Annotated in this window: 15 protein-coding genes and 1 pseudogene; 6 read left to right on the forward strand and 10 right to left on the reverse strand. The window is 70.6% G+C overall.

Annotation, left to right across the window (positions count from 1 at the left end; all coding sequences use genetic code 11):
• Positions 1-186 precede the first annotated feature (186 nt).
• From QZ607_RS09835 to QZ607_RS09860, 6 genes are all read left to right on the forward strand, one after another.
• Complete coding sequence (locus QZ607_RS09835; protein WP_295882296.1) at positions 187-1,944, forward strand: serine/threonine-protein kinase; 1,758 nt, start codon at positions 187-189, stop codon at positions 1,942-1,944.
• A gap of 56 nt (positions 1,945-2,000) precedes the next feature.
• Positions 2,001-3,080, forward strand: a complete 1,080-nt coding sequence (locus tag QZ607_RS09840; RefSeq protein WP_295882298.1) for a polysaccharide deacetylase family protein — start codon at positions 2,001-2,003, stop codon at positions 3,078-3,080.
• A 10-nt stretch (positions 3,081-3,090) separates the two neighbouring features.
• Positions 3,091-4,554, forward strand: coding sequence for a polysaccharide deacetylase family protein (locus QZ607_RS09845; protein ID WP_295882299.1), 1,464 nt, complete (start codon positions 3,091-3,093; stop codon positions 4,552-4,554).
• Positions 4,532-5,080: an N-acetyltransferase gene (locus QZ607_RS09850; protein WP_295882302.1), complete on the forward strand. Its 549-nt coding sequence runs from the start codon at positions 4,532-4,534 to the stop codon at positions 5,078-5,080. The genes QZ607_RS09845 and QZ607_RS09850 overlap by 23 nt, the downstream gene beginning before the upstream one ends.
• Positions 5,077-6,210: a hypothetical protein gene (locus QZ607_RS09855; RefSeq protein ID WP_295882304.1), complete on the forward strand. Its 1,134-nt coding sequence runs from the start codon at positions 5,077-5,079 to the stop codon at positions 6,208-6,210. The genes QZ607_RS09850 and QZ607_RS09855 overlap by 4 nt, the downstream gene beginning before the upstream one ends.
• A 189-nt stretch (positions 6,211-6,399) precedes the next feature.
• The gene (locus tag QZ607_RS09860; protein ID WP_295882306.1) at positions 6,400-7,920 is read left to right on the forward strand and encodes a lytic murein transglycosylase; all 1,521 of its coding nucleotides are present in this window, start codon (positions 6,400-6,402) and stop codon (positions 7,918-7,920) included.
• A 51-nt stretch (positions 7,921-7,971) separates the two neighbouring features.
• Here QZ607_RS09860 and QZ607_RS09865 read toward each other — a convergent pair whose 3' ends face one another.
• The 10 genes and pseudogenes from QZ607_RS09865 to QZ607_RS09910 form a co-directional block, all read right to left on the reverse strand.
• A complete protein-coding gene (locus QZ607_RS09865; RefSeq protein ID WP_295882308.1) occupies positions 7,972-10,179 on the reverse strand; it encodes a serine/threonine-protein kinase in 2,208 nt (735 codons plus the stop codon).
• A 26-nt stretch (positions 10,180-10,205) separates the two neighbouring features.
• Positions 10,206-11,894 carry a serine/threonine-protein kinase gene (locus QZ607_RS09870; RefSeq protein WP_295882309.1) on the reverse strand — a complete coding sequence of 563 codons (1,689 nt, stop codon included), beginning with the start codon at positions 11,892-11,894 and terminating at the stop codon, positions 10,206-10,208.
• A 171-nt stretch (positions 11,895-12,065) separates the two neighbouring features.
• Complete coding sequence (locus QZ607_RS09875) at positions 12,066-13,625, reverse strand: protein phosphatase 2C domain-containing protein (protein WP_295882310.1); 1,560 nt, start codon at positions 13,623-13,625, stop codon at positions 12,066-12,068.
• A 39-nt stretch (positions 13,626-13,664) separates the two neighbouring features.
• Positions 13,665-15,329 carry a VWA domain-containing protein gene (locus QZ607_RS09880; RefSeq protein ID WP_295882311.1) on the reverse strand — a complete coding sequence of 555 codons (1,665 nt, stop codon included), beginning with the start codon at positions 15,327-15,329 and terminating at the stop codon, positions 13,665-13,667.
• Entirely contained in the window at positions 15,326-16,972 is a 1,647-nt protein-coding gene (locus QZ607_RS09885) for a protein kinase (RefSeq protein WP_295882312.1), read from the reverse strand. The genes QZ607_RS09880 and QZ607_RS09885 overlap by 4 nt, the downstream gene beginning before the upstream one ends.
• Positions 16,973-17,034: 62 nt before the next feature.
• Entirely contained in the window at positions 17,035-17,673 is a 639-nt protein-coding gene (locus tag QZ607_RS09890; protein ID WP_295882313.1) for an FHA domain-containing protein, read from the reverse strand.
• A gap of 125 nt (positions 17,674-17,798) precedes the next feature.
• Positions 17,799-18,425, reverse strand: coding sequence for a hypothetical protein (locus tag QZ607_RS09895; RefSeq protein ID WP_295882314.1), 627 nt, complete (start codon positions 18,423-18,425; stop codon positions 17,799-17,801).
• Between the two features lie 10 nt (positions 18,426-18,435).
• The gene (locus QZ607_RS09900) at positions 18,436-19,158 is read right to left on the reverse strand and encodes a protein phosphatase 2C domain-containing protein (RefSeq protein ID WP_295882315.1); all 723 of its coding nucleotides are present in this window, start codon (positions 19,156-19,158) and stop codon (positions 18,436-18,438) included.
• Positions 19,155-20,327, reverse strand: a pseudogene (locus QZ607_RS09905) (trypsin-like peptidase domain-containing protein); the annotation flags it as partial. The pseudogene QZ607_RS09905 and the gene QZ607_RS09900, both read right to left, overlap by 4 nt.
• Before the next feature lie 299 nt (positions 20,328-20,626).
• Positions 20,627-23,488 carry a protein kinase gene (locus QZ607_RS09910; protein ID WP_295882317.1) on the reverse strand — a complete coding sequence of 954 codons (2,862 nt, stop codon included), beginning with the start codon at positions 23,486-23,488 and terminating at the stop codon, positions 20,627-20,629.
• Positions 23,489-23,490: the final 2 nt, after the last annotated feature.

Consider the following 23,490-nt stretch of genomic DNA (forward strand, 5'->3'; position numbering starts at 1 on the left):
CTCGCGGAGGTGACCGATCCGGCGCGCGCCGGCTTGGCACACCACCGGACAGCCAAGCGCCAGGCATTGCGCCGGCAGCGGCCACTGCTGGTACAGCGATTCAACTGCATGACATAGGGTAGAATGCGACGCGCTGAAAGACGCAAACTCGAGTAGACCGGTCACCGCAGCACAGGAGCTTGAGCCATGGATATCAACGGCACAGACCGGTGCTTGGGCTGCATGGAGGAGAAGCGCGCAGCGCAGGTCTGCCCGCACTGCGGCTGGGATGAGACGGGCGCGCAGGCATCACCGCTCGCACTGCCGCTGGGCGATGTGCTGAACGAGCAATACGTTGTGGGTCGTATGCTCGGTCACGGCGGCTTCGGCATCACCTACCTCGCGTGGGACCAACGCCTCAACACGCGGGTCGCGGTCAAGGAGTACATGCCGCGGGATCAGGTCACACGTGCCAAGGACGGTCGCTCGGTCGCCGTCTTTCACGGCGAGGCTGCCGAGCAGTTCTCCTATGGGCTGAGCAAGTTCCTGGAAGAGGCCCGCAACCTCGCGCGCTTCACCGAGCATCCCGGCATCGTGACGGTCCTCGGCTTCTTCGAGGCCCATGGCACCGCCTACATGGTGATGCAGTACATCGACGGCCTGGACCTCAAGGCCTACCTTTCCCAGGTCGGCGGGCACCTGCCGACACAGGCCGGCCTCGGCATCATGTCGCCGGTGCTCGACGCGCTGCGTGCGGTGCACGACGCAGGCCTGCTGCACCGCGACCTGAGCCCGGACAACATCTACATCACCCGCACGAGCCGCGTCATGATCCTGGACTTCGGTGCGGCGCGCGATGCCCTGGGCAGCCACAGCCGCAGCCTCGCGATGGTTCACAAGGAAGGGTTCTCTCCGGAAGAGCAATACCGGGTCAGCGGTCACCAGGGGCCCTGGACCGACATCTACGCCGCCGCCGCCACGCTGTATCGCATGCTCACCGGCAAGACACCGCCGGATGCGATGGAACGGCTCGCGCAGGACACCCTCGAGCCCCCATCGCGCCTGGGCGTGATCCTGGCACCCGACCAGGAGGCTGCTCTGACGAAGGCGCTCGCGGTGCGCGCGCCGGCGCGTTTTCAGGATGTACGGTCCTTCCAGGCGGCCCTGTTCGCGACAGCGCCCCAACCGTCAGCCCAGCCGCCAGCCCAGCCGCCAGCCCAGCCGTCGCCATCGCCGCCACAGGAGCCGTATGGTGCGCGAGCCACACCGCCGCCGGGCGCCCGCACCGCACGGGACACCGGCGGCACACGCTGGATGGTACCGGTGCTGATCCTGCTGATCGCGGTGCTCGCCGCCGGGCTCGGCTGGTCGCTGACGCGACCGCCTGCTCAGCCGCCGGGCGCAGCGCAAGCGGGGCGGGATGAGGCGCCGTTCGCGGTGGCAGACGACGGCCCCAGCGCCGCGGACCTGCTCGCCGAGGCCGCGCGTGAAGCAGAGCTGGAGCGTCAGCGACAAGTCCAGGCCGAACGGCGGCGCGAAGCGCAGGCCGAACGCCAGCGCCAGGCCGAGCTGGAACGTCGGCGCCGGGAGCAGGAACAGGAGCGGGAGCAGGCGCGTCAGGCGGCCGTGGACCGTGCAGCCACCGCGGCTGCGGCGGCCGTGCGCAGCTACTACCGGCACGTGGACAACGGTAGTACGTCGGCGGCCATGGCGCTGTGGCACGAGGTCAACAATCCGGACAGCCTGCGCGGCCTCATCAGCGGCACACGCAACGCCGAGGTCCTGAGGATCGACCGTATTCGTCTGGACCGGTCACTGTTGAGCGCCGACGTGCCGGTGCTCGTGCGGGTCACCGGCGCGGACGGCCGCACGGAATGCTGGGTCGGCCCCATTGCCATGAACAAGTTCGGCGGCGCGTGGAAGATCGAAACCATGAAGGGACTGCGCAAGCGCGCCTGCCCATAAGTCCCGACGCCCGTACCTGTTGAACCTTTGAGCCCCTGAGCCTCTGCCTCGACCTGATGAGCGCTCTGCTCCGTGACAGTCCGCATCCCACACGCACCGTACTCGCCGGCAGCGCGGCACCGGCGATGCTGTTCGCGGCCATGATCACCGCAGCACCCGCACTGGCGAGCCCCCCGCACACCTCCGTGGGATCGCAGGCGATTCTGGAGCACTGCTGGTCGTCCGCACAGCTCCGGGGCACGGCACGGGACCAGATACTGCTGGAGCTCGAAGACGCAGCGCTGTTCAACCGCGCACCGCCGGCGCGCACCAGGCCGCTGGTGCCCGCCCAACCCTTGCCCGCCGAGCTCCGCGGCTCCATCCGCAGCGTCGCCCTGCCGCCGGGGGACAAGCGCATCGCACTGACCTTCGACCTCTGCGAGATGGCGAGCGATGTCACCGGCTATGATGCGGAGCTGGTCAATTACCTGCGGCGGCACCGGGTACGCGCCACGTTCTACGCCGGCGGCAAATGGATGCGCAGCCATCCCGAGAAGACCAAGCAGCTGATGGCAGACCCCTTGTTCGAACTCGGCAACCACGCCTGGACCCACGGTAACCTCCGCTACCTGGCAACCGACGAGGCCGCGGAGCAGATTCTCTGGACGCAGGCCCAGTACGAGCTGCTGCGGGAGGAGCTCGCCGCCTCCGCCTGCGTGCGGCGGCTGCCCGCGGCGGAGCTCACTGCCATTCCGCATCGGCTCCTGTCCTTTCGCTTCCCCTTCGGCACCTGCAATGACTCCGCCCTGCGGCAGCTCGCGCAGGCCGGTCTGCCCGCGGTGCAGTGGGACATCGTCACCGGTGACCCGACCCGCAGAACATCGGCAAAGGACATCGCCCGGCGCATCCTGAATAACGCCCGCCCCGGCTCCATCGTCATCGCCCACGCCAATGGCCGCGGCTGGAGCACGGCGGAGTCCCTGGATCTGTTCGTGCCGCGGTTGCGGCAGGCGGGCTACGCGTTCGCCACCGTGTCCGAGCTGATCACCGCCGGCAGGCCCCATATCGTCAACCAATGCTTCTGGAGCCGACCCGGCGACAATGACTATGTCGACGGCAGATACGGCAAGGGCACCGAAAAGCCCTGGCCCCGCTGAGTGCCGGGCCATGGCGCACTGCCCACCCCGGATCGGCCCCGTTGCCCTGGCCTCGGCGGTTCTGCTGCTGCCGCCGCCGGTCGCCGGCGTGCCGGAGCCGCGGGCGGCGCTGCTGGACTATTATGCCGCCGTCGACAGCGGCGACTGCGCACGCGCCGCAGCGCTGCGCCCAGGCTATGCCCAATCCGCCTGCGCCGCCATTGCCGGCACCCGCGTGCTCGCCGCAACGATCATTGCCCGCGAGGCCGGGCGTGCCGTGCTGTCGCTGAGCGTTACAGTGGACAAGCGCGACGGCCCAACACAGCGTTTCAACGGGCAGGTCGGGATGCGCCGATGCGGCGATCAGTGGTATGTCCCGAGCTGGGCCTTCTCCAATGCGGGCGGCAGCGACTTCACTGAGCGCTTTCTGAACGGCAGCCTGGATCACTCCACCGATTTCTGCGCCAGTACGGTGCCGGTTCCGGCTGCCGCGGACGTAGTCGCCTCGCCCGAGGCGCCGCCGGTGCCGGATCCGGCGCCCGCCGCCGTGGCACATGGCACGGTGACCGTTGGGTCGCCGTACCTGCTGGCGCGCTGCTGGACCGACGCGGACCTCGCCGCCCTGCCCCATGAAGCAGAGCTCACCACCGCCACGGCGCCGCTGCCGCCGCTGCGGCGGCAGCCTGCCGTGGACCGCTGGAGCGGCACGGCCCAGCCACCGTTCATGAACCTGCGTTTCGTGCGGCCCGCGGGGGGTGCGCGCCTCGTCGCGCTGACCTTCAATCTGATCGAGCGCCCCGGCGAAGTTGCGGGCTACGACACGGACCTCGTGCAGGCGCTGCGCTCGGCCCGCGCGCCGGCTACGCTCTTCGCCAGCGGGCGCTGGATGCAGAGTCATCCGGAGCGCACGCGCCAGCTGATGGCCGACCCCTTGTTCGAGCTCGGCAGCCTCGGCTGGGACCATCGCAACATGATCTTTCCGGAGCCCAACGAAGCGCTGCGCCAATGGCGCCTGGCCGATGCCGTCTACCATCAGCTGCGCTGGGATCTCTCGCACCGCCGCTGCACCGCTGATGCCCGCGGCCGGGAGGAGATGGCGCACATCCCCGCCCTGCCCACTCTGCTGCGCTTCCCATACGGGCGCTGCGACCGCTCCGCCCTGGCCGTGGCCGCCACCGCGGGCCTGCCCATCGTGCAATGGAGCCTGGTGCTCGACGACATCGCGCATGGGTCCAGCATTGAATCCATGCGTACGCGGGTCCGCGATGACCTCGCCCGCCGCGGCCCCGGGCTCATCGTCGTCGGGCACGCCGACGGTCGCGGGAGGCACACGGCCGCGGTCGTGCGCCTGCTGCTCGCCGACCTGAGCGCCGACGGCTACCAGCCGGTGACGGTCTCGACCCTGCTCAGCGCGGGCGAGCCCGTTGCCTACCCCGCCTGCTTCGAGCACCGCCCGGGAGACAACCTGGACTATGACGACCGGTTCTCTGATTGACGCGGCCGGCTGCGCGGCGGATGCCTCCGACAACCTCGGCGGCGGCCTGGTGCTCGGCACACTCCGCGACGGCGAGATCGCCGGACTTGCCACCGCTATGGCTGCGCTGGAGCCTTGGCGCGCCCTCGGTTACCAGCCCGCGGCCCTCGCGCACTACTGGCAGCGCCCCGATGTGGGCGCCTGCCGCATCGAAGTCCGGCTGAACGCGCGTTGCGCCGGCGCGCTGTGCGTAAGACCCCGCTGGCTGTGCGGCCCCTTTCTGGAACTGCTCTGCCTGCTCCCGCAGGCCCAGGGGCAGGGCGTGGGCCGGCGGATCATCGACTGGCTGGCGACGCGCGCCGCCGGCCTCGGCGCGAATCTCTGGACCTCCGTGAGCAGTACCAATCCGCGCGCCCACGCCTTCTATCGCCGCAACGGCTTTGTCGAGGCAGCGCGCCTGCCGCAGCTGATCGCCACGGACGCCGACGAGCTGCTGCTGCGCCGGCACCTCGGCAACCATCGCCCCGGCGTGGAGGACCATCCGTGACCGCCAGGTTCGCCGGATCGCTGCCGGGCGCCGGCCTCACGGTGGGCGCCGCCGAGGACCGCTCCGGCGACGAGCCGGACCCACGGCCCTTGGTGGTGCACTGGGCGTTGCCCGGCGGCGCCGGCCTGCTCGGCGCGGTCGCAGACAGCGTGCATGGCCAGGCGGACGAGCGCAAAGCAGGGCAGCTCGCCCTGGATGCACTGCGCCAGGGCTGGCGAGCCGGTCCGCCCGTGGCCCTCGGCGCCGAGGCGCTCGTCGATGCCTTGGATCAGGCTAACGATCTGGTGCGTCAGGTGGCCGCCCAGGCGGCGGGCGCTGCGCCGGCCCGGATCTCGCTCACCCTGCTCGCGCTGCACCGGGGCCGACTCGACTGGGGCCGACTCGACTGGGAGGGGCTCGACTGGGTGTCCGCGGGCGACAACGGGCTGTTCCTGCTGCGGGATGACGAGCTGGTATCGCTCATCGAGCCTGGCTTCCCGGCGACTGTTGCAGGCTGTGCCTATCTGGGCATGGAACGGCCGCCGGCGCTCGATCAAAGCCTGCGCCCACTGCCCCTGCGACCCGGCGACAGACTGCTGCTCAGCAGCCCGGCTGTCGCCCGGCACTTGCAGCCGCGCGACATCGCCAGTGCGCTGCGCTTCGATGCACAGCCGGCGGCACAGGAGCTGGTGGCCCTGACGGCCCCGGCGGCGCCGGGCCGGGCACGGGTGCTGGTGATCGCCACCCCACCGGCACTGCCGGCCGCTCCTGCCGTCGTGCACCCCCAGGGCGCAAACCGGGGCGCAAACCGGAGTGCAGACCGGGGCGCGCGCGCGCAACAGCTCGCCTCAGCCGTTGTGCCACGCAGCAGGCTGCCGCTGCCGCGCGACCCCGTCTGGCTCGCCGCGCTGGCAGCGACGGCCCTCGCCGTGGTGCTGGGCCTCATCGCCCTGCTCGTACACCTGGGCGCGCGACCCATGCCCGCCGACACTGCGCCGGCACCTTCGGCTGCCGACACCACACCTGCGCCAGCGGCGCGGGCGCAACGGTCGCCGCCGGCGCAGACGAATCAGGCTACCCCGGCGGCCGGAGCTGCGGAGATGCCCGCGCGTCCCCTGCAGTACCGCGACCTGCCTCCCGCCGGCGACTGAATGATTGCGCAGGAACCCACCGACCCACCCCGGACATCTCCGCAAGCGCCGTTCGACCACACCGACAGGGAGGCTGTGAACATGCCCAGCATCCAGCTTCGACGCACCGCGGCCCGTGGCGCCGCTCGCAGAAGGGCGACACCGGGCCGCTTTGCTCGCGAACCGGCGTCGCGCGCGACCGCCCGCGCCGTGCTCCTCGGCCTGATCGCGGGGCTCGCGCTGCCTGCGCAGGGCGAGCGGCTGCCTGGGACCGCTGCGGCAGCGCGCTCCGCATGCCCCATTACCACGGGCACCGGGCTGCCGGGCCAGCCGCCGGGGCAGCGATCCTTCGCCGCCTGGCGCGCCGCCTTCGAGCGGGCCGCCGTCACCTGCGGCATCCGCCCGCGCGTCGCCGCCGCAGCCTTACAGGCGGCCCGACTGGACCCGGCCATTGCGCGGCTCGACCAACGCCAGGCGGAATACAACAGCACCTTCATGGGCTACCTGCATCGGCGCGTCAGCGATGTACTGGTGCAACAGGGCCGCGCGCGCCTGCAACGGCACGCCACCCTGCTGCGCGGCATCGAAGCGCGCTACGGCGTTGCGCCCGAGGTGCTGGTGGCCCTGTGGGGGCTGGAGTCGGGCTTCGGCGCCAACCAGGGCGATACACCCGTGCTCGCTGCCCTGGCGACCCTCGCCTACGACGGGCGCCGGCGGGAGTTGTACCAGCGACAGCTGCTGGCGGCGCTCAGGCTGCTCGACGCCGGCGACGTCGCCCCTGTGCAGCTGCGGGGCTCCTGGGCAGGCGCCATGGGCCAGGTGCAGTTCATGCCGACCACCTTCGTCGCCCATGCCCTGGACGCCGACGGCGACGGCCGCCGGGATCTCTGGGGCTCCACCACCGATGCGCTGACCTCGGCAGCCAACTACCTGACACGCATTGGTTGGCGAGCGGATCAGCCCTGGGGCATCGAGGTGACTCTGCCGCCGGATTTCGACCCCTATTCCGCGGAGCTGAACGTGCGCCGCGACACGGCAGACTGGGCAGAACAGGGCCTGCGCCTCGCCCGGGGAGGTGCGCTGGCTGATGCCCTGGGGCGCCTGCCCGCGCGCGGCGCCGTGGTGCTGCCCTCGGGCATCGAGGGGCCGGCGTTCCTGGTGTTCGACAACTTCGATGCGATCCTGGAATGGAACCGCTCGATCTTCTACGCGCTGTCCGTCGGCTATCTGGCGCAGCGGCTGGCGGGCGGTCCCACGCTGGTGGGGCGGGCGCCGCCGGGCGAGCAGGCGCTCAGCCGCACCGAGGTGATGCGGTTGCAGGAGGCGCTGAACGCCCTCGGGCTGGACGCGGGCGAGCCGGACGGCATGGTGGGCGCCCAAACGCGCCAGGCACTGCGCAGGTATCAGGCCGGGGCCGGGCTGACGGCGGACGCCTATCCCACGCCGGCGCTGATTGCGCGCATCCGGGCCGAAGCCAGGGGCGAGGCGCCAGGCGCCCTGCCGGCGACGGACCGCACATCGGTGCGCGCGCTCCAGCGCGGGCTGGAACGGCTCGGCTACGACCCGGGTCCGAGCGACGGCCTCATGGGCACGCGCACGCGCACGGCACTGAACGCCTACCTCAGCGACCGCGGTCAGGCGCCGGTAGCCCGGCCCAGCCGGTCTCTGGTGGAGCGTATCGCCACTGAAGGCGAGGCGGTGGCAGAGACGGTGCTGGAATCGCCCGAATAGACCGCGGGACGCACCGCCGCTGTGCACGTCGGGCGACAGCGCGGCCTGAGATCAGTTGGTGTGGTCGCCCTGGCGCAGGGAGTCTACCCGGCTCTTGCGCGCGCCCGTGTCCGGATCTTCGTAGTACAGCGCCGAGCAATCGCTGTTTGCGTAGACGCGCTTGCACTGGTACTCCCGGCAAGTGCCGTAGCACCAGCACACCAGATCCCCTGCGGTCTTCCAGCGCCCCCGGATATAGTGCTTCCCGTCGCGCTGGAAGTATGCGGTGCCATTGTCGGCCTGATACTCCTTCCAGCCATAGGGCTCGGCGACATCGATGCGCCGCCCGTACGCCGTACGGCCGCTCAGCAATGCGCGCAGCTGGGCTGCGCTCAGGTAGCCGCCGCGGCAGCGGCTCGTCGCCGCGGCCGCGATCAGGCGCTCAAGCCGGCGCTCCGCGTCGACCCGGTGAGCGCAGCCGTTGGCCGCACAGGCCTCGAGGTAGCGCCGGTAGGCGGGGACGCTGTCATCGGCCCGGGCGCGCGCATAGTCGGCGTCGTCCCGGTCCTCGCGAAGGCGCTTGTCGAGCTGCTGCTCCGCATCCGCACGGTGGCCGCAGCCGTCCGCGGCGCAGCCGCGCAGATAAGCACGATAGGCAGCCGCTGTGCCCACCGCGCGCGCCGCGCCGAAGGCGGTACGATCGCGGCGCTCGCGGGCGGCATCGGCGAGGGCCGCAATCCGCGCCTGGGCGGCGTCCCGGTGGCCACAGCCGTACGCCTCGCAGCCCTCCAGATAGGCGCGGTAGGTCGCGGCATTGTCGGCGGCGCGGGCCGTCGCATAGGCCGCGGCATCCTGTTGGTCGCGGTCGGCCTGCGCCTCCAGCGCCGCAAGCCGCGCGCGCGCGGCGGCGTGATGGCCGCACCCCCCAGCCGCACAACGCTCGAGGTAGGCGCGGTAGGCGGCCGCGGTGTCCTCACGCTGCGCCGCCGCGAAGGCTGCGGCATCCGTGTTGGCCCGGCTCTCCTGATACCCCTGCCAGACAGCAAAGCCGCCGCCGGCAAGGAGCGCGGCGACCACGGCGGCGGCGGCGATGCGCCTGGCAGCGTCGGCACCGCGCCGCGGCCCGGCGGGCGCCGCGGCGTCGCGCTGTGTGCTGCTGGAGCGCGGTGGCTCGGGCGATGCTTGGGACGCCTTTGCGGCGAGCTGCGCGAAGTGCTCCGGCGGCGGCATCCCCTCTGCCCCGACATCAGCCGCGTGTACGGTGCCGGCACCGGCCGTGTCCGCGTGCGTCGCCCCGCGCAGCTGGGCCTGAAGCGCCACCACCGTCTGCGGGCGCGCCGCCGGATCCATCGCGAGTGCGCGGGCAAGCGCGGTGCTCACCGCGGCGGACACGCCGAAGCTGGCGGCGGGCGCCAGATCGTCGGCATGCACCCGCTCGGTGGCCTCCGGCGGAGTGAGCCCCGTCAGCATCCAGTAGAGCACTGCCGCGGCACCGTAAATGTCCGTGAACGGGCCCTGCCTGCCGCTGCGGTGGTACTGCTCGAAGGGCGCGAAGCCCGGGCTGATGACGACGGACATGGAGCGCGAGCGCTCGCCCATGGCCAGCCGCGCGGTGCCGAAGTCCAGCAGGATGGGCCGCACGCCGCCGCTGTCGGTCTGCGCCAGATAGATGTTCTGCGGCTTGATGTCGCGGTGCAGAAAGCCCTTGTCGTGCACCGCGCGCAGGCCGTCGAGGATGGGCTGCATCAGCGCCAGCGCCGCCGCCTCCGGCAACCGGCGACGGCCGTCGGTGGCGGGCTGGCTGTCGAGGTGCTCGGCCAACGAGACACCGCGGTAGTAGTCCATGACCAGATAGGCGCTGCGGTTGGACGCGAAGAACTGGCGCACCCGGACGATGTTCGGATGGTCAAGCTGCGCCAGTGTCTGCGCCTCGGCGAGAAACTGCTTCAGGCCATAGTCGAACAGGCTCTGCTCGTCCAGGGTGTGCGGCAGCACCGTGCTGCCGTCGCCGCCGCGGGTGGCCAGATCGCGCGGCAGATACTCCTTGATGGCGACTGTGGTCTGCAGATGCCGGTCGAAGCCGAGATAGGTGATGCCGAAGCCGCCCGGCTTGCCGAGCACGCGCCCGACGCTGTATTGATCCGCGAGCACTGTGCCGAGCGGCAGCGCATTGGCCGCGCGTGGCGCAGTCTCGTCGAAGCCGCACTGCGGGCAGGGATTGACCCCAGCCTTCTCCGCGAAACAGCCGAAGCAGCGGGTCTCCTGCTCCGTATCACTCATGGTCGCTCGCTCTCCGTCTGACCCCGTCACGCCAGCGCCGCGGCGATGATCCCAAGGATCAGCACACCCAGCAGCAGCGCGCCGATCACCTTCACCAGCAGCGGTGTTTCATACTTGATCTGCGGTGTCGCCGCTACCGCGCGCCGATACCGCTCGGAGAAGACGCACTGGCCCTTGTCCGAGTAGAACAGATAGAGGATGTACCCGTTCAGCAGTGTGCCCACGGGGAAGGACAACAGCCCGATGACGGAGAAGATGGTCGCGACATTGCGCGCCCAGGGCCGCAGTTGATCGATGCCCGAGGCGATGTAGAAATCCAGCATCGCCAGTGCACCGAAGAAGAGGGCGGCGACGACGCCCGCGCCTTCCCCGTCCACCGCACCGGCCATCAGCATCATGAGGGCGGTGAGGACCATCAGACCGCCGCCGAGGTAGTACAACAGCCGCACGGACCGCACCGAGGCCTCGTGCGAGAGGTATTCGCGGCGCAGCCGCACCGCCGCGCCGGAGCCGCCTCCCACCAGATCCGCCGCTGGAGGCGCATAGGGATCGACACGCTGTACCACCTGCGCCTGGGGCAGACTCGGATGCGGCCCGGCCAGGGCACTGACCGGCTGCTGCGCCGGGCCGGGGGGCGGCGGGTCCGCCAGCGCCAGATCCGCGCCCTGCCCTGCTGCCGCTGAAAGACCCGCGGGCGCGGTGTATCGTGCCGGCGGCGCCGGTGACACCCCGTGCCCGGCATCGCGCAGTAGGCGCCGCAAGTCCTCAACCGTCTGCGGCCGGTCTTCGGCGCGCACCGCGAGCCCCAGGGCCAGCGCAGCGCTGACCGGCCGCGACACACCAAGCTGTGCCGCCGGGATCAGGGTGTCGTCCGGCAGCCGCTCTGCGGCCTCGGCGGGCGCGCGGCCCGTGACCATGCGATAGAGGACGGCCGCGGCGGCATAGACATCGGTCCAGGCGCCCTGCCGTCCGCGTCGGCTGTACTGCTCGAAGGGCGCATAGCCGGCCGTGAGCACCACGGACAGCGAGCGGCTGCGCTCGCCCACCGCCTGCCGGGCGGCGCCGAAGTCCAGGAGGATCGGCCGGGCACCGCCGCCCTCCATCCTGGCCAGATAGATGTTCGCCGGCTTGATGTCCCGGTGCAGGAAGCCTTGGGCGTGAACCGCGCGCAGCCCGTCCAGGATCGGCTGCATCAGCGCCAGCGCCTTAGGCTCCGGCATGCGCTCGTCCGGCTGGTGTGCCAGATAATCCTCCAGGGTCAGCCCGCGGTAGTAGTCCATCAGCAGATAGGCACTGCCGTTGGCCTCGAAGAACTGGCGTACGCGGACGATGTTCGGGTGGTCAAGCTGGGCCAGGGTCTGCGCCTCGATCAGGAACTGCTTGAGGCCGTAGCGGAACAGGCCCGCATCGTCACGGCTGTGGGGGAGAATCGTGGTCCGGTCCGGGCCCCGCGTGACCAGGTCCCGCGGCAGGTATTCCTTGACGGCCACCCGCGTGCGCAGGCCCTGGTCCAGCCCCAGGTAGGTGATGCCAAAGCCGCCCGGCTTGCCCAGCACGCGGCCGATGATGAGATGCCCGTTGACCAGGCTGCCCGCCGGCAGCGCATTGGCCGGCCGGGGCGTGTGGGTATCAAAGCCGCAATGCGTGCAGGGGCTGGCCGACCCCGTGTTGCGGAAGCAGGCCGGGCAGAGATTTGCAAAGGCCCTGTGCGTCATCTCGTGCGTCCTCCTGGTTCCCGCGCGCTGCGTGAAGCCCTACCCGGGCGCGCTGCGCCCCCTACTTCGGCCCGATGCACCGCAGCGCGGTACCGCGGCGTTCCGACGCGGCCCGAAGGAGCGACCGACCCACAGGGCGGTGCGGCTCTTCCCCGGCATGGCGGATCAACGTTAGAAGTTCTCCATCCATGGGGAGTCCGCCGCATCACTGTCGCTGCCTGAGCCGTCGTCTGGCGGGTTGCCTTCCTTGTCGCTGTTCCTACCCCCGAACGGCCACCACCAGCGGCGCTTGCGCTCGGACTCAGCGGCGGATTCCGTTTTCGGCTGATCGGACTGTTCCAGCGGGCGCCGGTCTTCGACCGGCGGACCACCCGATTCGGTCTTGCCGTCGACGGACTGTGCCGGCGGCTTGGGCGGCTCCGGCGCTTGAGCCGCCGGCGTCACGGGCACGTCGCGGCGATGGGACGGCTGTCCTCGCGGCGCCGCGGTTGACTCCCGCTCGGAAGGCGTCTGTTGGTCATGCTCGGGCTGATCCAACGTCAGTGCGCCGGGTGGTGTGTCCAAAGCTTCGCGCGGCGGCGACTGCGGTCCTTCCGGCTGGGCGTCTCTCGACTGCGAGTCAGTCCCTGCCTCTTCTTCCGCTGGTGGACCCTCGGCCTGCTGCGGCGCCTCCCCGGCCTCATCTTCATCCGGCGGATCCAGATAGAAAGTCTCTGTCGGCGGCTCGGGCACGGTGCCCGCCTCCATTTCATCAACTTCACCGACAGCAGGCTCAGGCGGCGGCGCCAGCGGCATGCTCAGATACAAACCGATACCGATGCCAATCAACAACAACGCCAGCGCCGCAATGCCTCGGGTGAGGCCCTTGCCGATGCGTCGGCGCCGCTGCGTCGGAGCCGGGGCGGCGGTGCTGCGCGTGCCGGCAGATAGCGCCGGCGCATGCGCGATGCGCGTCGGCGGGAGCGCGTCGCCGAAGGCGATGACGGTCGCGGTGGCGTTGTCCTGACCTGCTCCGGCGCGCTCCTTGACAGCGCGGATCAGGGCCTCCGCGGCGTGCTGGGCCTCGTCGCGCAGCAGCATGCCGATGTCGCTTTCGGCGAGGGTGCCGTAGACGCCGTCGCTCACCAGCAGCAGGCGGTCGCCGGCCGTGAGGGGCAGCGGGCGGACGCTGCGGTCCACCTTCGGGATATCACGCAGGCCAAGGAAGCTCACCAGCGCGTGAAAGTCGGGGTCGGCCTCGGCCGCGGCCCGGGTCAGGGCACCACGGGCCACCTGCTCGAGCAGCTCGTTGCCCTGGGTGTGGTCCTCGGTGCACAGCGTCAGGGTGTCACCGGCGGCCTGGTAGAGATAGAGCCGGCTGTCGCCGACGCTGATCCAGTGCACGCTGCCCTCGTGCACGACGGCGGCCACCAGGGTCGTGCCCACCTCGCCCTCCCCCTCGCGGGTCAGGGCCAGCTCGTACACCGCCCGGTTGGCGGCCGCCAGGGCGCGCTCCAGCGCCGTCGGAATATCCTCCTGCGCCGGCTTTTGCCGGTAGGCGGCCATGAAGTGCTCGACGGCAATGCGGCTCGCCTCGCGACCGCCGCTCATGCCGCCCATGCCGTCGGCGAGCACCATCAGGACGCCGCCATGGGTACGCAGGACGGCATCGTCGAAGCCGGCGAAGCCGAAGGCGTCCTGCTGCTCCTGGCGGCGGCCCTGCCACCAGGCGTTACCGGGTCTGATGTCCATGTTCTCTCCGCGGTGTCACTGGATTGAGGTTGCGCCTGGTCACAGGCTGACACGCAGCTCGCTCTGGCCGATGCCGATGAGGTCGCCGCTGCTGAGCGGCTGCGCGCCCTGCACATTGACGCCGTTCAGGCGGGTGCCATTGGTGGAGTCGAGGTCGCGCAGCACGATGCGCTGCTTCTCCATGGCCAGGACCTCGATGCGTGCGTGCCGGCTGGAGGCCTCGGGGTCGTCGCCGAGGGACAGGGCACAGCTCGGCGCGCGGCCGATGACGGCATCCGGTGCGAGGCGCAGCGTTACCCGCTCGCCGCTGCGTGGCCCGCCGATGATGGCGAGGGACACGCTCGCGGTGGGGCCTCGGTACGGCGGATTCGCCGGCCGCTGCGGCTGAGGCGGTGGTGGGGGCTGCGGCGTCGGCGTCTGCGCCGGCGGCTGGAAGGGCGCCGGCGGTACCGGCGGTGGCGCGGGACCGAGATCGAAGGCGTCGGCGGGCAGATCCGGGCCATGGCCTGCACCGCCGTCGGGGCTCCGGTCGTAGGCCAGGTCGTCATCCTCCGAGCCGTCTGCGGCGGCGGCCTTGCGGCGACGCAGGAGTAGCACCAGCCAGATCAGCAGCAGCAGGAGCACCACAACAGCCGCGGCGAGATAGGGCCAGTACAGCTCAAGCCATGTGGGTGGCGGGGGCGGCGGGGGCTCTGCCTCCATGGGCGGATTCGGATCCGGCGTCAGACGCAGATCGATGCGGTCCTGCAGCTCGAACCCGTCGCTCTGGAGTGTCAACAAGAGCGGCCTCGGCTCGTTGTCCAGCGGGCACTCGCCACAGCGCAGCGCGACCTTGTAGACCTCCATGATGCGCTGATTCAGGTCACTGAAGGCGGCTGGCAGATCCGTGGTGCCGCGACCGTCGATGATTTCGCCGCCGGAGCGCTGTGAGAACTCGCCCAGGGCGTTGAGGCCCTCGGTGACCTCATCGGACCCGTGCGAGCGCGTGGCATAGAAGACGGCGTAGATCGGGATGTGCTCCTCGTCGAGGAGGTCGAACAGCACACCTGGGCTGCCGAGGCCATCCGGCGCGTCGTCGACGCCGTCGGTGAGGGTCACGATGACCCGCCGCTCGGGCAGGTCCGCGCCGTGGCGGCGCGCAGCCAGCTTGATGCCCTCGGCGAGGCCGTGATGCAGGGCGGTCTTGTTGTCGGTGGGGGCGAGCGACCCGATGGCGTCCCGCAGCGTGGCCCGGTCGGCAGTTGGGCTGACCACCACCTCCACGGCCTCACCGAAGGTCATGAGTCCGACACGGTCCTGCGGGCGCAGCCGATTGACCCAGTCGCTGAGCGCCTGCCGAATCTTGGCGAACTCGTTCTCTGTCAGGGATTTCGAGATGTCCACCAGGAACAGGTAGAAGACCCCGCCGGTGGTGGTGTCGAACGCCTCCACGTTGCCCACCGCGGCCGGGTGCTCACCCACGCTGGCACTGAGTCGGTCGGCGCTGACGCCGCGCACGAAGCGGCCGTTCTGTGCGCGCACGTCCAGATACAGGGTGATGTCCGGCCCGAGGGAGGTCGCCTGGGAGATGCCCATCTCAGCAGGCGCCGCCGGATTCGAGGGGGTTTGCCCGGTTGCCTGCGCCGCCGCGCCGACGGCAAGCAGCCCGATCAGCCAGCAGGCGGCCAGGCGGGTCCATGTGCGCTTGGGTGGGTGTGGGGTCATGATGTCGCTCCGTGCCTGGGCAGGGCGTACGAAAACCGCGCCTGCTGCTGATAGTCGAGATAGGAGAGGATCGCTGTCGCGCCGATGAAGCCGATGATGGGCACCACGATGATCAGCCAGACGACGATCATGTTGGTGCCGCCCTTGGCCCGGAGTGCCTTCAGCTGGGCCTTGGCGCCGGCGTGGCGCCTTGCGCTGCGCGCGATCTGCCGCCGCGCGTGGTCGTAGTAGAGCGCGTGCGCATACATCGGCAGGACGAGGTTGAAGATGACCGACGACGTGAGATACGCGACCGTGCCGGTCTGCTCAACACTGAGGCTCGTGAAAGCAGCGGCGATCTCCATCGCGAAGCCGACCACGGTCAGGGCGACGAAGACCAGCACCAGCGCCGTGAGCCACATCCTGCGATAGAGCAGCCAGAAGACGTTGAAGAAGAAGGCGGGCCAGTGCCAGCGGATGCGCGCCAGGGGCGGCTGGTGCTCGAAGCGCTCGAAGCGCTCCAGGTAGTGCTCGGTGCTCTGCGGCCCGATCACCGCCGCATAGGCCTTGCGCAGCCGCGCGCGGTTCGCCGGGCTGTGATCGCTCGCCTGGATCGGCGGACCGTCCAGCCCCCGGGGCGACTCGCCCGCCTGCCCGGAGTCGCCGCCGCCGTGTCCGTCGCGCTCACCACGCAGGCTCTGCTGAAGCTCCTGCGCACTCTGCGGGCGCTCCGTTGGGGTCAATGCCAGGGCGCGGCGCAGCGTCGCCGCCACCCCCGGCGAGACGCCGAGCGTGGCCGGGTCCGCCAGGGTGTCGGCCGACATGCGCTCGGTGGCACTGGGCGGGGTCGTGCCGGTGATGGTCCGATACAGCACCGCGGCGGTGGCGTAGACGTCCGACCAGGGCCCCTGCGCGCCCTTGCGGTGATATTGCTCGAACGGGGCGTAACCCTCCGAGAGCACCACCGACAGGGAGTGACTGCGCTCGCCCACGGCGCTGCGCGCGGCGCCGAAATCGAGCAGTATCGGGCGCACGCCGCCGGCATCGGTGCGCGCCAGATAGATGTTGCCGGGCTTGATGTCGCGGTGCAGGAAGCCCTTGGCGTGCACCGTGCGCAGGCCATCCAGTATCGGCTGAATCAGCTCCAGTGCGGTCTGCTCGGGCAGGCGCCCGTCGCGCTGGCGGGCCAGGTACTCGGCGAGCGACAGGCCGTGATAGTAGTCCATCACCAGATAGGCGCTGCCGTTCGCCGCAAAGAATTGCCGTACCCGGACGATGTTCGGGTGGTCGAGCTTGGCCAGGGTACGTGCCTCTTCGAGGAACTGCGCGAGCCCATAGCGAAAGAGCTGGTCCTCCTCGGCGCTCTGCGGCACGACCGTGGTGCCGTCCGCGCCGCGCATAGCCAGATCCCGCGGCAGATATTCCTTGATGGCGACGGCGGTGCGCAGCTGCTGGTCGAGGCCGAGATAGGTGATGCCGAAGCCGCCGGGCTTGCCGAGCACGCGCCCGACGATGAACTGCCCGTTCAGCACCGCCTGCGCCGGCAGCGCAGCAACGGGCCGCGGCGCGCGCGGGTCGTGCCCGCAGACGGCAAAGGCACCCGCGGTCGCGGGGGCGGCAAAGCAGCCGGGGCAGAGGTCGGCGGCAGCGTTGATCGCCGGCATCACAAGCTCCCTTTGGAACGGCGCATCGCCGGCGGCGCATTGGCGCGCCGGCGCTGGATGGGTCAGCTGGAGGTGTCGTCGGCCACCGGCCAGGTGAAGCGATCTCCGCAGAACGGCACGAACAGCAGCTTGCTGGCGCCGAGCTCGATGACGTCGTACGCCGTCAGTGCCTGCGCCGCGAGGAGCTCATCCTCGTTGACGTAGGTGAGCCCCCGTGCATCGCCCGGCGCGATGCTGAAGCTGTGCTTCTTGGGGTTGTAGCTGACCACGGTGTGGTTCAGGCGGCTGATGCTCGCATCACCGCCGATGGCGATGTCCATGGACGGATCCCGGCCGATGAAGTTGCGCTCGGTGTGGATGCGGAAATCCCGGCCCTTATCCGGCCCTTCGATGCAGACGAGCCAGCCGACCACGGGGTCGATGCCGCCCAGGCGCTTGTTCCAGACCGCCCGCGTCGGCTCGGTGTCGTCACTCGGTGGCTCGCCGATGTCGCGGGCCGCGCGCGTGCGGGCGTTGTCGGGCATGGGTGCGGTGCCGGCGGCGGGCCGGGCGACACCACCGGCCGGCGCCGTCGGTGCTACATTGGGCGAGCGGACCGTGGGGGGGATGTTCAGCTCGACGCCGTCCACACCACAGAACGGACAGCTCGAGTGATTCTGGTCGTCGTAGAAATGGCCCTTACCGCAGGCAACTTGCGCCATGATGCGTACTCCGTGTGATTGCGACACTTTGTGTGTGGAATGGTATTGCGTCAGCCGGTTTAATGAAAGCCCGAATCGATGCGACGCGCGGCGCCTTTGCGGCTTGTCAATATCGATGCCCTTCGTCAGCGCAGGGTCACCGAGCCGTCTGCCGCGATGTTGATGGTGGCGACCACCTTCATCTGCTTTTCCCGGGACAGACGCACTTCCGGAAAGGCGTTGCTGCCGTCACGGTGGAACACCCGCCCCTGCACCAGCGCGACCCGGCCTGGATCATTGACCTCGAACAGCTGCACCTCGATCCGGTAATCGCCGGGGGGCGCATCCCGCACCTCCCAGACCTCGTTGCCGGGGCCCACCAGCGTGTCCTCGCTGAGCACCCCCGGCCGGCCGGCGATGATCTTGCGCTCGAAATAGAAGCGCGCTCCGCTCGGGTCGATGACGTGCAGATCCACGTCGTCCCGCGTGCTCCAGCGCACGTACAGCACCAGGAAGGTCTTGGCCAGCCTGCGCGCCAGCTCTGCGTTGCGCGCCTCGGCCTGCGCCAGCTGGCGGCGCAGCTGCGCCGCCTCGGCGCCGGTGGTGGCGAGCTGGCGCTCCAGGTCGGCGATGATGGCTTGATAGTCGATGTGCTCTTTGCGGTAGTAGGGCAGCAGCACGACCATGATGATCAAGAAGGCGGCCATCGCGCCGGTGATCACATCCAGCATCGACAGATTGAAGATGCTGATGTCGCGGTTGCGCGCACGCATGACCCGGCGCTCAGTGCACGAACACGGCAAGCGCCGTGTAATTGTCATGCTCCGGCTCGGCTTGCTTCACCAGGCGCCGCGTCATGTTGCGCAGCCAGGTATCAGGGTCGGCGGCCTTGGCCAGCTCGATCTCCATCTGCGTCTCCGTGACATATTCCCAGAAACCGTCTGTGCAGAGCAGGAAGGCATCGCCCGGGGCGAGCGGCACCGGCGCGGGAACCAAAGTCGGGCGCGGCTCTTCGTCGTTGCCGAGCGTGCGCAGCAGGCGATTGCGGTCTTCGTGGTGGCGGATGTCTGCGGCGCGTATCTCGCCCGCCTTCACCATCGCCTGGGGCACGCTGTGATCTTCCGTCTGGGCCGCCAGACGACCGCCCCGGAAGTAATACAGCCGACTGTCGCCGACGTGCCCCCAACGTGCCGCGCTGCCGTCGCTCACGAGGATCACCAGGGTGGTGCGCATCCGCTCCAGGGCCGGGCTCTTCTGCTGCTCGGCGTGCAGCGCCCGATTTGCCGCCTGCACGGCCTGCTCGATGCTGCCCGCCAACGGCGGCGTATCGGCGAGCGTGCCGAGGACACTCTGCACCGCGAGCCGCGAGGCCACCTCACCGCCACCATGACCGCCCAGGCCGTCGGCGAGCACCCAGCAGGCACCGCGGTAAGCGCAGCAATCCTCGTTGTACTCGCGCCCACCCGCATGGCTGATGCGGGCGGTGGTGAAGGCCAGTCTGCTCATGCGAAGCCTACCTCGAAGACGATTTCGGCCGTGGCCAGGTGAAAGCGCTCCCCCGGGCGCAGGATCACCGGCTGGCCGGACGGGATCGGCTTGCCGTTGATGAGCGTGCCGTGGGATGACCAACAGTCCTCGACGCTGAAGACGCGGCGCCCGGCATCGTAACGGACCAGCGCATGGCGCTTGCTGACAAGGGTGCGCTCCGGCGGCATCACCAATTGCACGAGCGCCGGGTCGCGGCCGATGGCGATGGGTCCTCGGCTGAGCGGCAGGGCGACACCGGCATAGGGGCCGTTCACGCCGCGCAGCACCGGGGCGCCGCTGCCGGGGGCGGGCACCGCAGCGGCGGCGGCCGGCCGATCCCGCCCGGACGGGGGCTTGCGGAGTGCGCGCGAGGTGCCCGACAGCGCCCGGGTCACGCCCTCGCGCACCACCGCGCGCCCGCGGCGGGTGGCGGCGAGCCCCACGGCAGCACCCGAGAGCACCAGCAGCAGCGCAAGCGCGACCACCACCAGGGGCTCGCGGTGCCATAGGTCCGTCAGCGCCCCGGCACGGCCGTAGATCACCTGGTACGGAATCGCATGGCGGTCCAGGAGACCGAACAGCTCATCGGCCGCCACTGCCCAGCCGATGTTATCGCCCAGCGGCACCCGGCCGAGCTCCGGCTCGCCGTCATTGCCGACCATCACCACGGCGGTCAGCGCCTTCTGCGTGTTGATGCCGAGGACGCGCCCGTAGGCATCGAACAGCGGCCCGCCGGAGTTGCCGGGGTTGATGCCGGCGCTGTGCTGAAGCAGCCGGGCCGCGCGCGGGTCGGTGGACGGCGGATAGACGCGGCTCACGACACCGGTGTCGGCGGTGGGATCGAAGAAGTCTGCACCGCGCACCCCCTCCGAGTCGTCGGCAGCGCCAGGAAACCCGTACGCCCGCACCGGGTCGAGCTTGCGCGCGGTGTCCGCGGAAGCAAAGCGCACCGGCGGGCGACCGAGGGGTTGCGCCGTCTCCAGCAGCGCGATGTCGCGCTGCGCATCATGGGCAAGCACCCGTGCGTCGATGATGTTCTCCCGGCCCGGCCCCACCAGTACCGCCGCCCGCCCGCCGTCGGCGGTGCATTCCACCACGTGCCAGTTGGTCGCGGCGTGTCGGCTGCGCCCGCCGCGCTGTCCGATGACGAAGCCCGAGCCCGTGCCGATACCGCCACGTTGCGGCTGCACGCAGATGACGCGCACGGTCGCGGCATCCATGTGGGCCAGGACGCGGTCGCTGGTCGCCGGCACCGGCGCGGCACTCAGCGCGCAGGCGCCGAGCACGATCCATCGCATCCAGCCCGCCCGGCACCGAGACCGCCATCCAGCGGCGATGCCCTGCCGGTCCCTGCGGAGACGCCAAGTCTGCATCGGATTTTTCACCTGTTCCCGGCCTGTGCGGAGCGGCGCGTCGTCGCGCACCCGACTGCCCATTACGGCCACGGCTACGGGGACTCCATTGCAGCGACGGCCCGGCGCGCGTCGGCATCACCCTGTGCGGCTGCGAGGCGGTACCAGTCGAGAGCGGCCTGACGGTCCCGGCGCACCCCCTCACCATTCTCGTACAGCACACCGAGGTTGTACTGTGCGCCCGCATGCCCCTGCTCCGCGGCGCGCCGGTACCATGCCGCCGCTTCCGCGTCGCTTTCAGGGACGCCGCGACCGCGCTCCAGCAGGACACCGAGATTGAACTGCGCCGTGGCGTCATCCTGTTCCGCGGCGCGCCGGAACCAGGTCGCCGCGGTCCCCTCGTCCTCTGCGACCCCCCGGCCGAAATAGTACATGACGCCCAGCTCGCGCTGCGCCAGCGCGAGACCCTGCTCCGCCGCCCGGCGCAGCCAGTCCGCAGCCGCGGCGTCGTCCTGCGCAACGCCCCGTCCGGCTTTGTACATCAGGCCCAGATTGAGCTGCCCCCAATCGTTTCCCTGCGCCGCCGCACGCCGATACCAGACAACCGCTTCGGCGTCGTCGGCGGCGACGCCGTCACCGTCCCGATAGAGCGTGCCGAGGCTGTCCTGTGCGTGCGCGAGACCCTGCTGCGCGGCCTGTCGGTGCAGCTCGAAGGCGCGACGATAATCCTGGGCCACGCCCGAACCCAGCTCGTACATGACCGCCAGGTTGTACTGCCCCCAGGCATTGCCCTGATCGGCGGCCCGGCGATACCAGCTGACAGCCGTTCGGGCGTCCTGTGGGACACCCCGCCCGTACCTGTACAGGCTGCCCAGGCTGTCCTGGGCATCCGCGTGGCCCTGCTCCGCGGCGCGGCGGTACCAGGTCGCCGCTGCCGCCTCATCCTCTGCGACGCCTTCGCCACGCTCATAGACGTAGCCCAGGGAAAACTGGGCGTCGAGGTGGTCCTGCTCAGCAGAGGCCCGGTACCAGCGCACCGCCTCGGCGCGGTCTTTCGTTACGCCGGCGCCATAAAAGTAGGCTTCACCGAGCAGGTACTGGCCGCGGGCATGCCCCTGCCCGGCGGCAAGCCGGTAGTGTCTGACCGCCGTTTCCATATCCTCGCGGACACCGCGGCCGGACTCGTACATCCAGCCGAGGTTGGTCCGCGCGTCCAGATCGCCGCCGTCGGCGGCGCGCCGATACCAAGCGACCGCCTGGGCCGGATCCGCGGCGACACCGCGACCCATCTCATACATCCAGCCGAGGTTGTTCTGCGCCTGTGCGTCGCCCTGCTCGGCGGCCAGCCGGTACAGACGGACGGCTTCGACATCATCCTGAACGACGCCCCGGCCGTTCGCGTACATCAGGCCCAGGTTGTACTGTGCGGTCGCGTCGCCCTGCTCCGCTGCGCGCCGATACCAGTACGCCGCCTCCGCGTCGTCCCTGGGCACGCGGTCACCGCGCCCGTAATGCACGCCCAAATCGTTCTGCGCGCCCGCATCCCCCGCTTCCGCCCGCCGGCGCAGCGCGGCCACTTCGGCAGGCTCGTCAACCGGCGCGCGCCGCCCGGGCACGGGCGACGGCGGGGTGTCGGACGCCGCTGCCAGGTCCGGCACCGCAACGTCGGCCGAGCGTGCGGTTGCGGGTGTCAGCGCCCCCGGATGCTGCGCTTGCTGCAACGCGAGCAGCGTCGCCAGCGCCAACGCCAGGGCCAGCAGCGGCAGCGCCACGAGCCAGGGCGAGCGCCGGGAGCGGTCCGCCGCCGCGGCGGCGCCGACCACCGGGCGCGCATCACCGCTTGCCCGCGGCGCCCGGTTCGGGCGCGTTGCCGCCGCGGTGGTCCGCTGTGCGCCGCCTGCGGCTGCGCCCTTCTGCGCCGGCTCCGGCGGCGGAAACGGCAGCTCAATCCACTCATCCGCCGGCGGCATGCCGCGCAGCAGTTGCTGGAGCTCGGTCACCGTCTGCGGGCGGGCGTCTGCCTGCATCGCCAGCGCGCGCGCCAGCGCGCTGCTCACACCAGAGGAGACGCCGTAGTCGCTGGCCGGCTTCAGCTCGTCCTCGGCCATGCGCTCGTTGGCCGGCGGTGGGGCCTGGCCGGTGAGCGCCCGGTAGAGCACCGCAGCGCCGGCATAAATATCCGTCCATGGGCCCTGCCGACCCTTGCGGTGGTATTGCTCGAAGGGCGCATAGCCGTCACTCACCACCACCGACAGCGAGCGGGAGCGCTCGCCCATCGCCTGACGCGCGGCGCCGAAGTCGAGCAGGATCGGCCGCACGCCACCGGAATCGCTCTTTGCCAGGTAGATGTTCGCCGGCTTGATGTCGCGGTGCAGGAAACCCTTCGCATGCACCGCCCGCAGGCCATCGAGGACCGGCTGGATCAGCGCCAGCGCTGCCGGCTCGGCCATACGCCCTCCCGGCTGGGCTGCCAGGTGCTCGGCGAGCGACACGCCCTCGTAGTAGTCCATGACCAGGTAGGCACTGTTGTTCGCCTCGAAAAACTGGCGTACCCGGACGATGTTGGGGTGATCCAGCTGCGCCAGCGTACGAGCCTCGGTCAGAAACTGCGCCAGCCCAAAGCCGAACAGCGTCTGCTCCTCGACCGTGTGGGCCATGATGGTGCTGCTGTCGGCGCCCCGCATGGCCAGATCCCGCGGCAGATACTCCTTCACCGCCACCCGCGTCTGCAGGTGCCGGTCGAGACCCAGATAGGTGATGCCGAAGCCGCCCGGCTTGCCGAGCACGCGGCCGATGACGAACTGGCCAGCTAACTGGGTCCCGGGTGCCAGCGCGTTGCCGGGCCGATCGGTGGCGGGATCGTAGCCGCAGCGCGCGCATGGGCCGTTATCGGATACGGCTGCGTCACGCGGCGTGAAGCAGCCGGGGCAGATCTCTGCAAGCTCCTGTTCGGTCATCG

Origin of the sequence: uncultured Thiohalocapsa sp. (genome assembly GCF_913063425.1) — a bacterium.
Taxonomy (GTDB): domain Bacteria; phylum Pseudomonadota; class Gammaproteobacteria; order Chromatiales; family Chromatiaceae; genus Thiohalocapsa.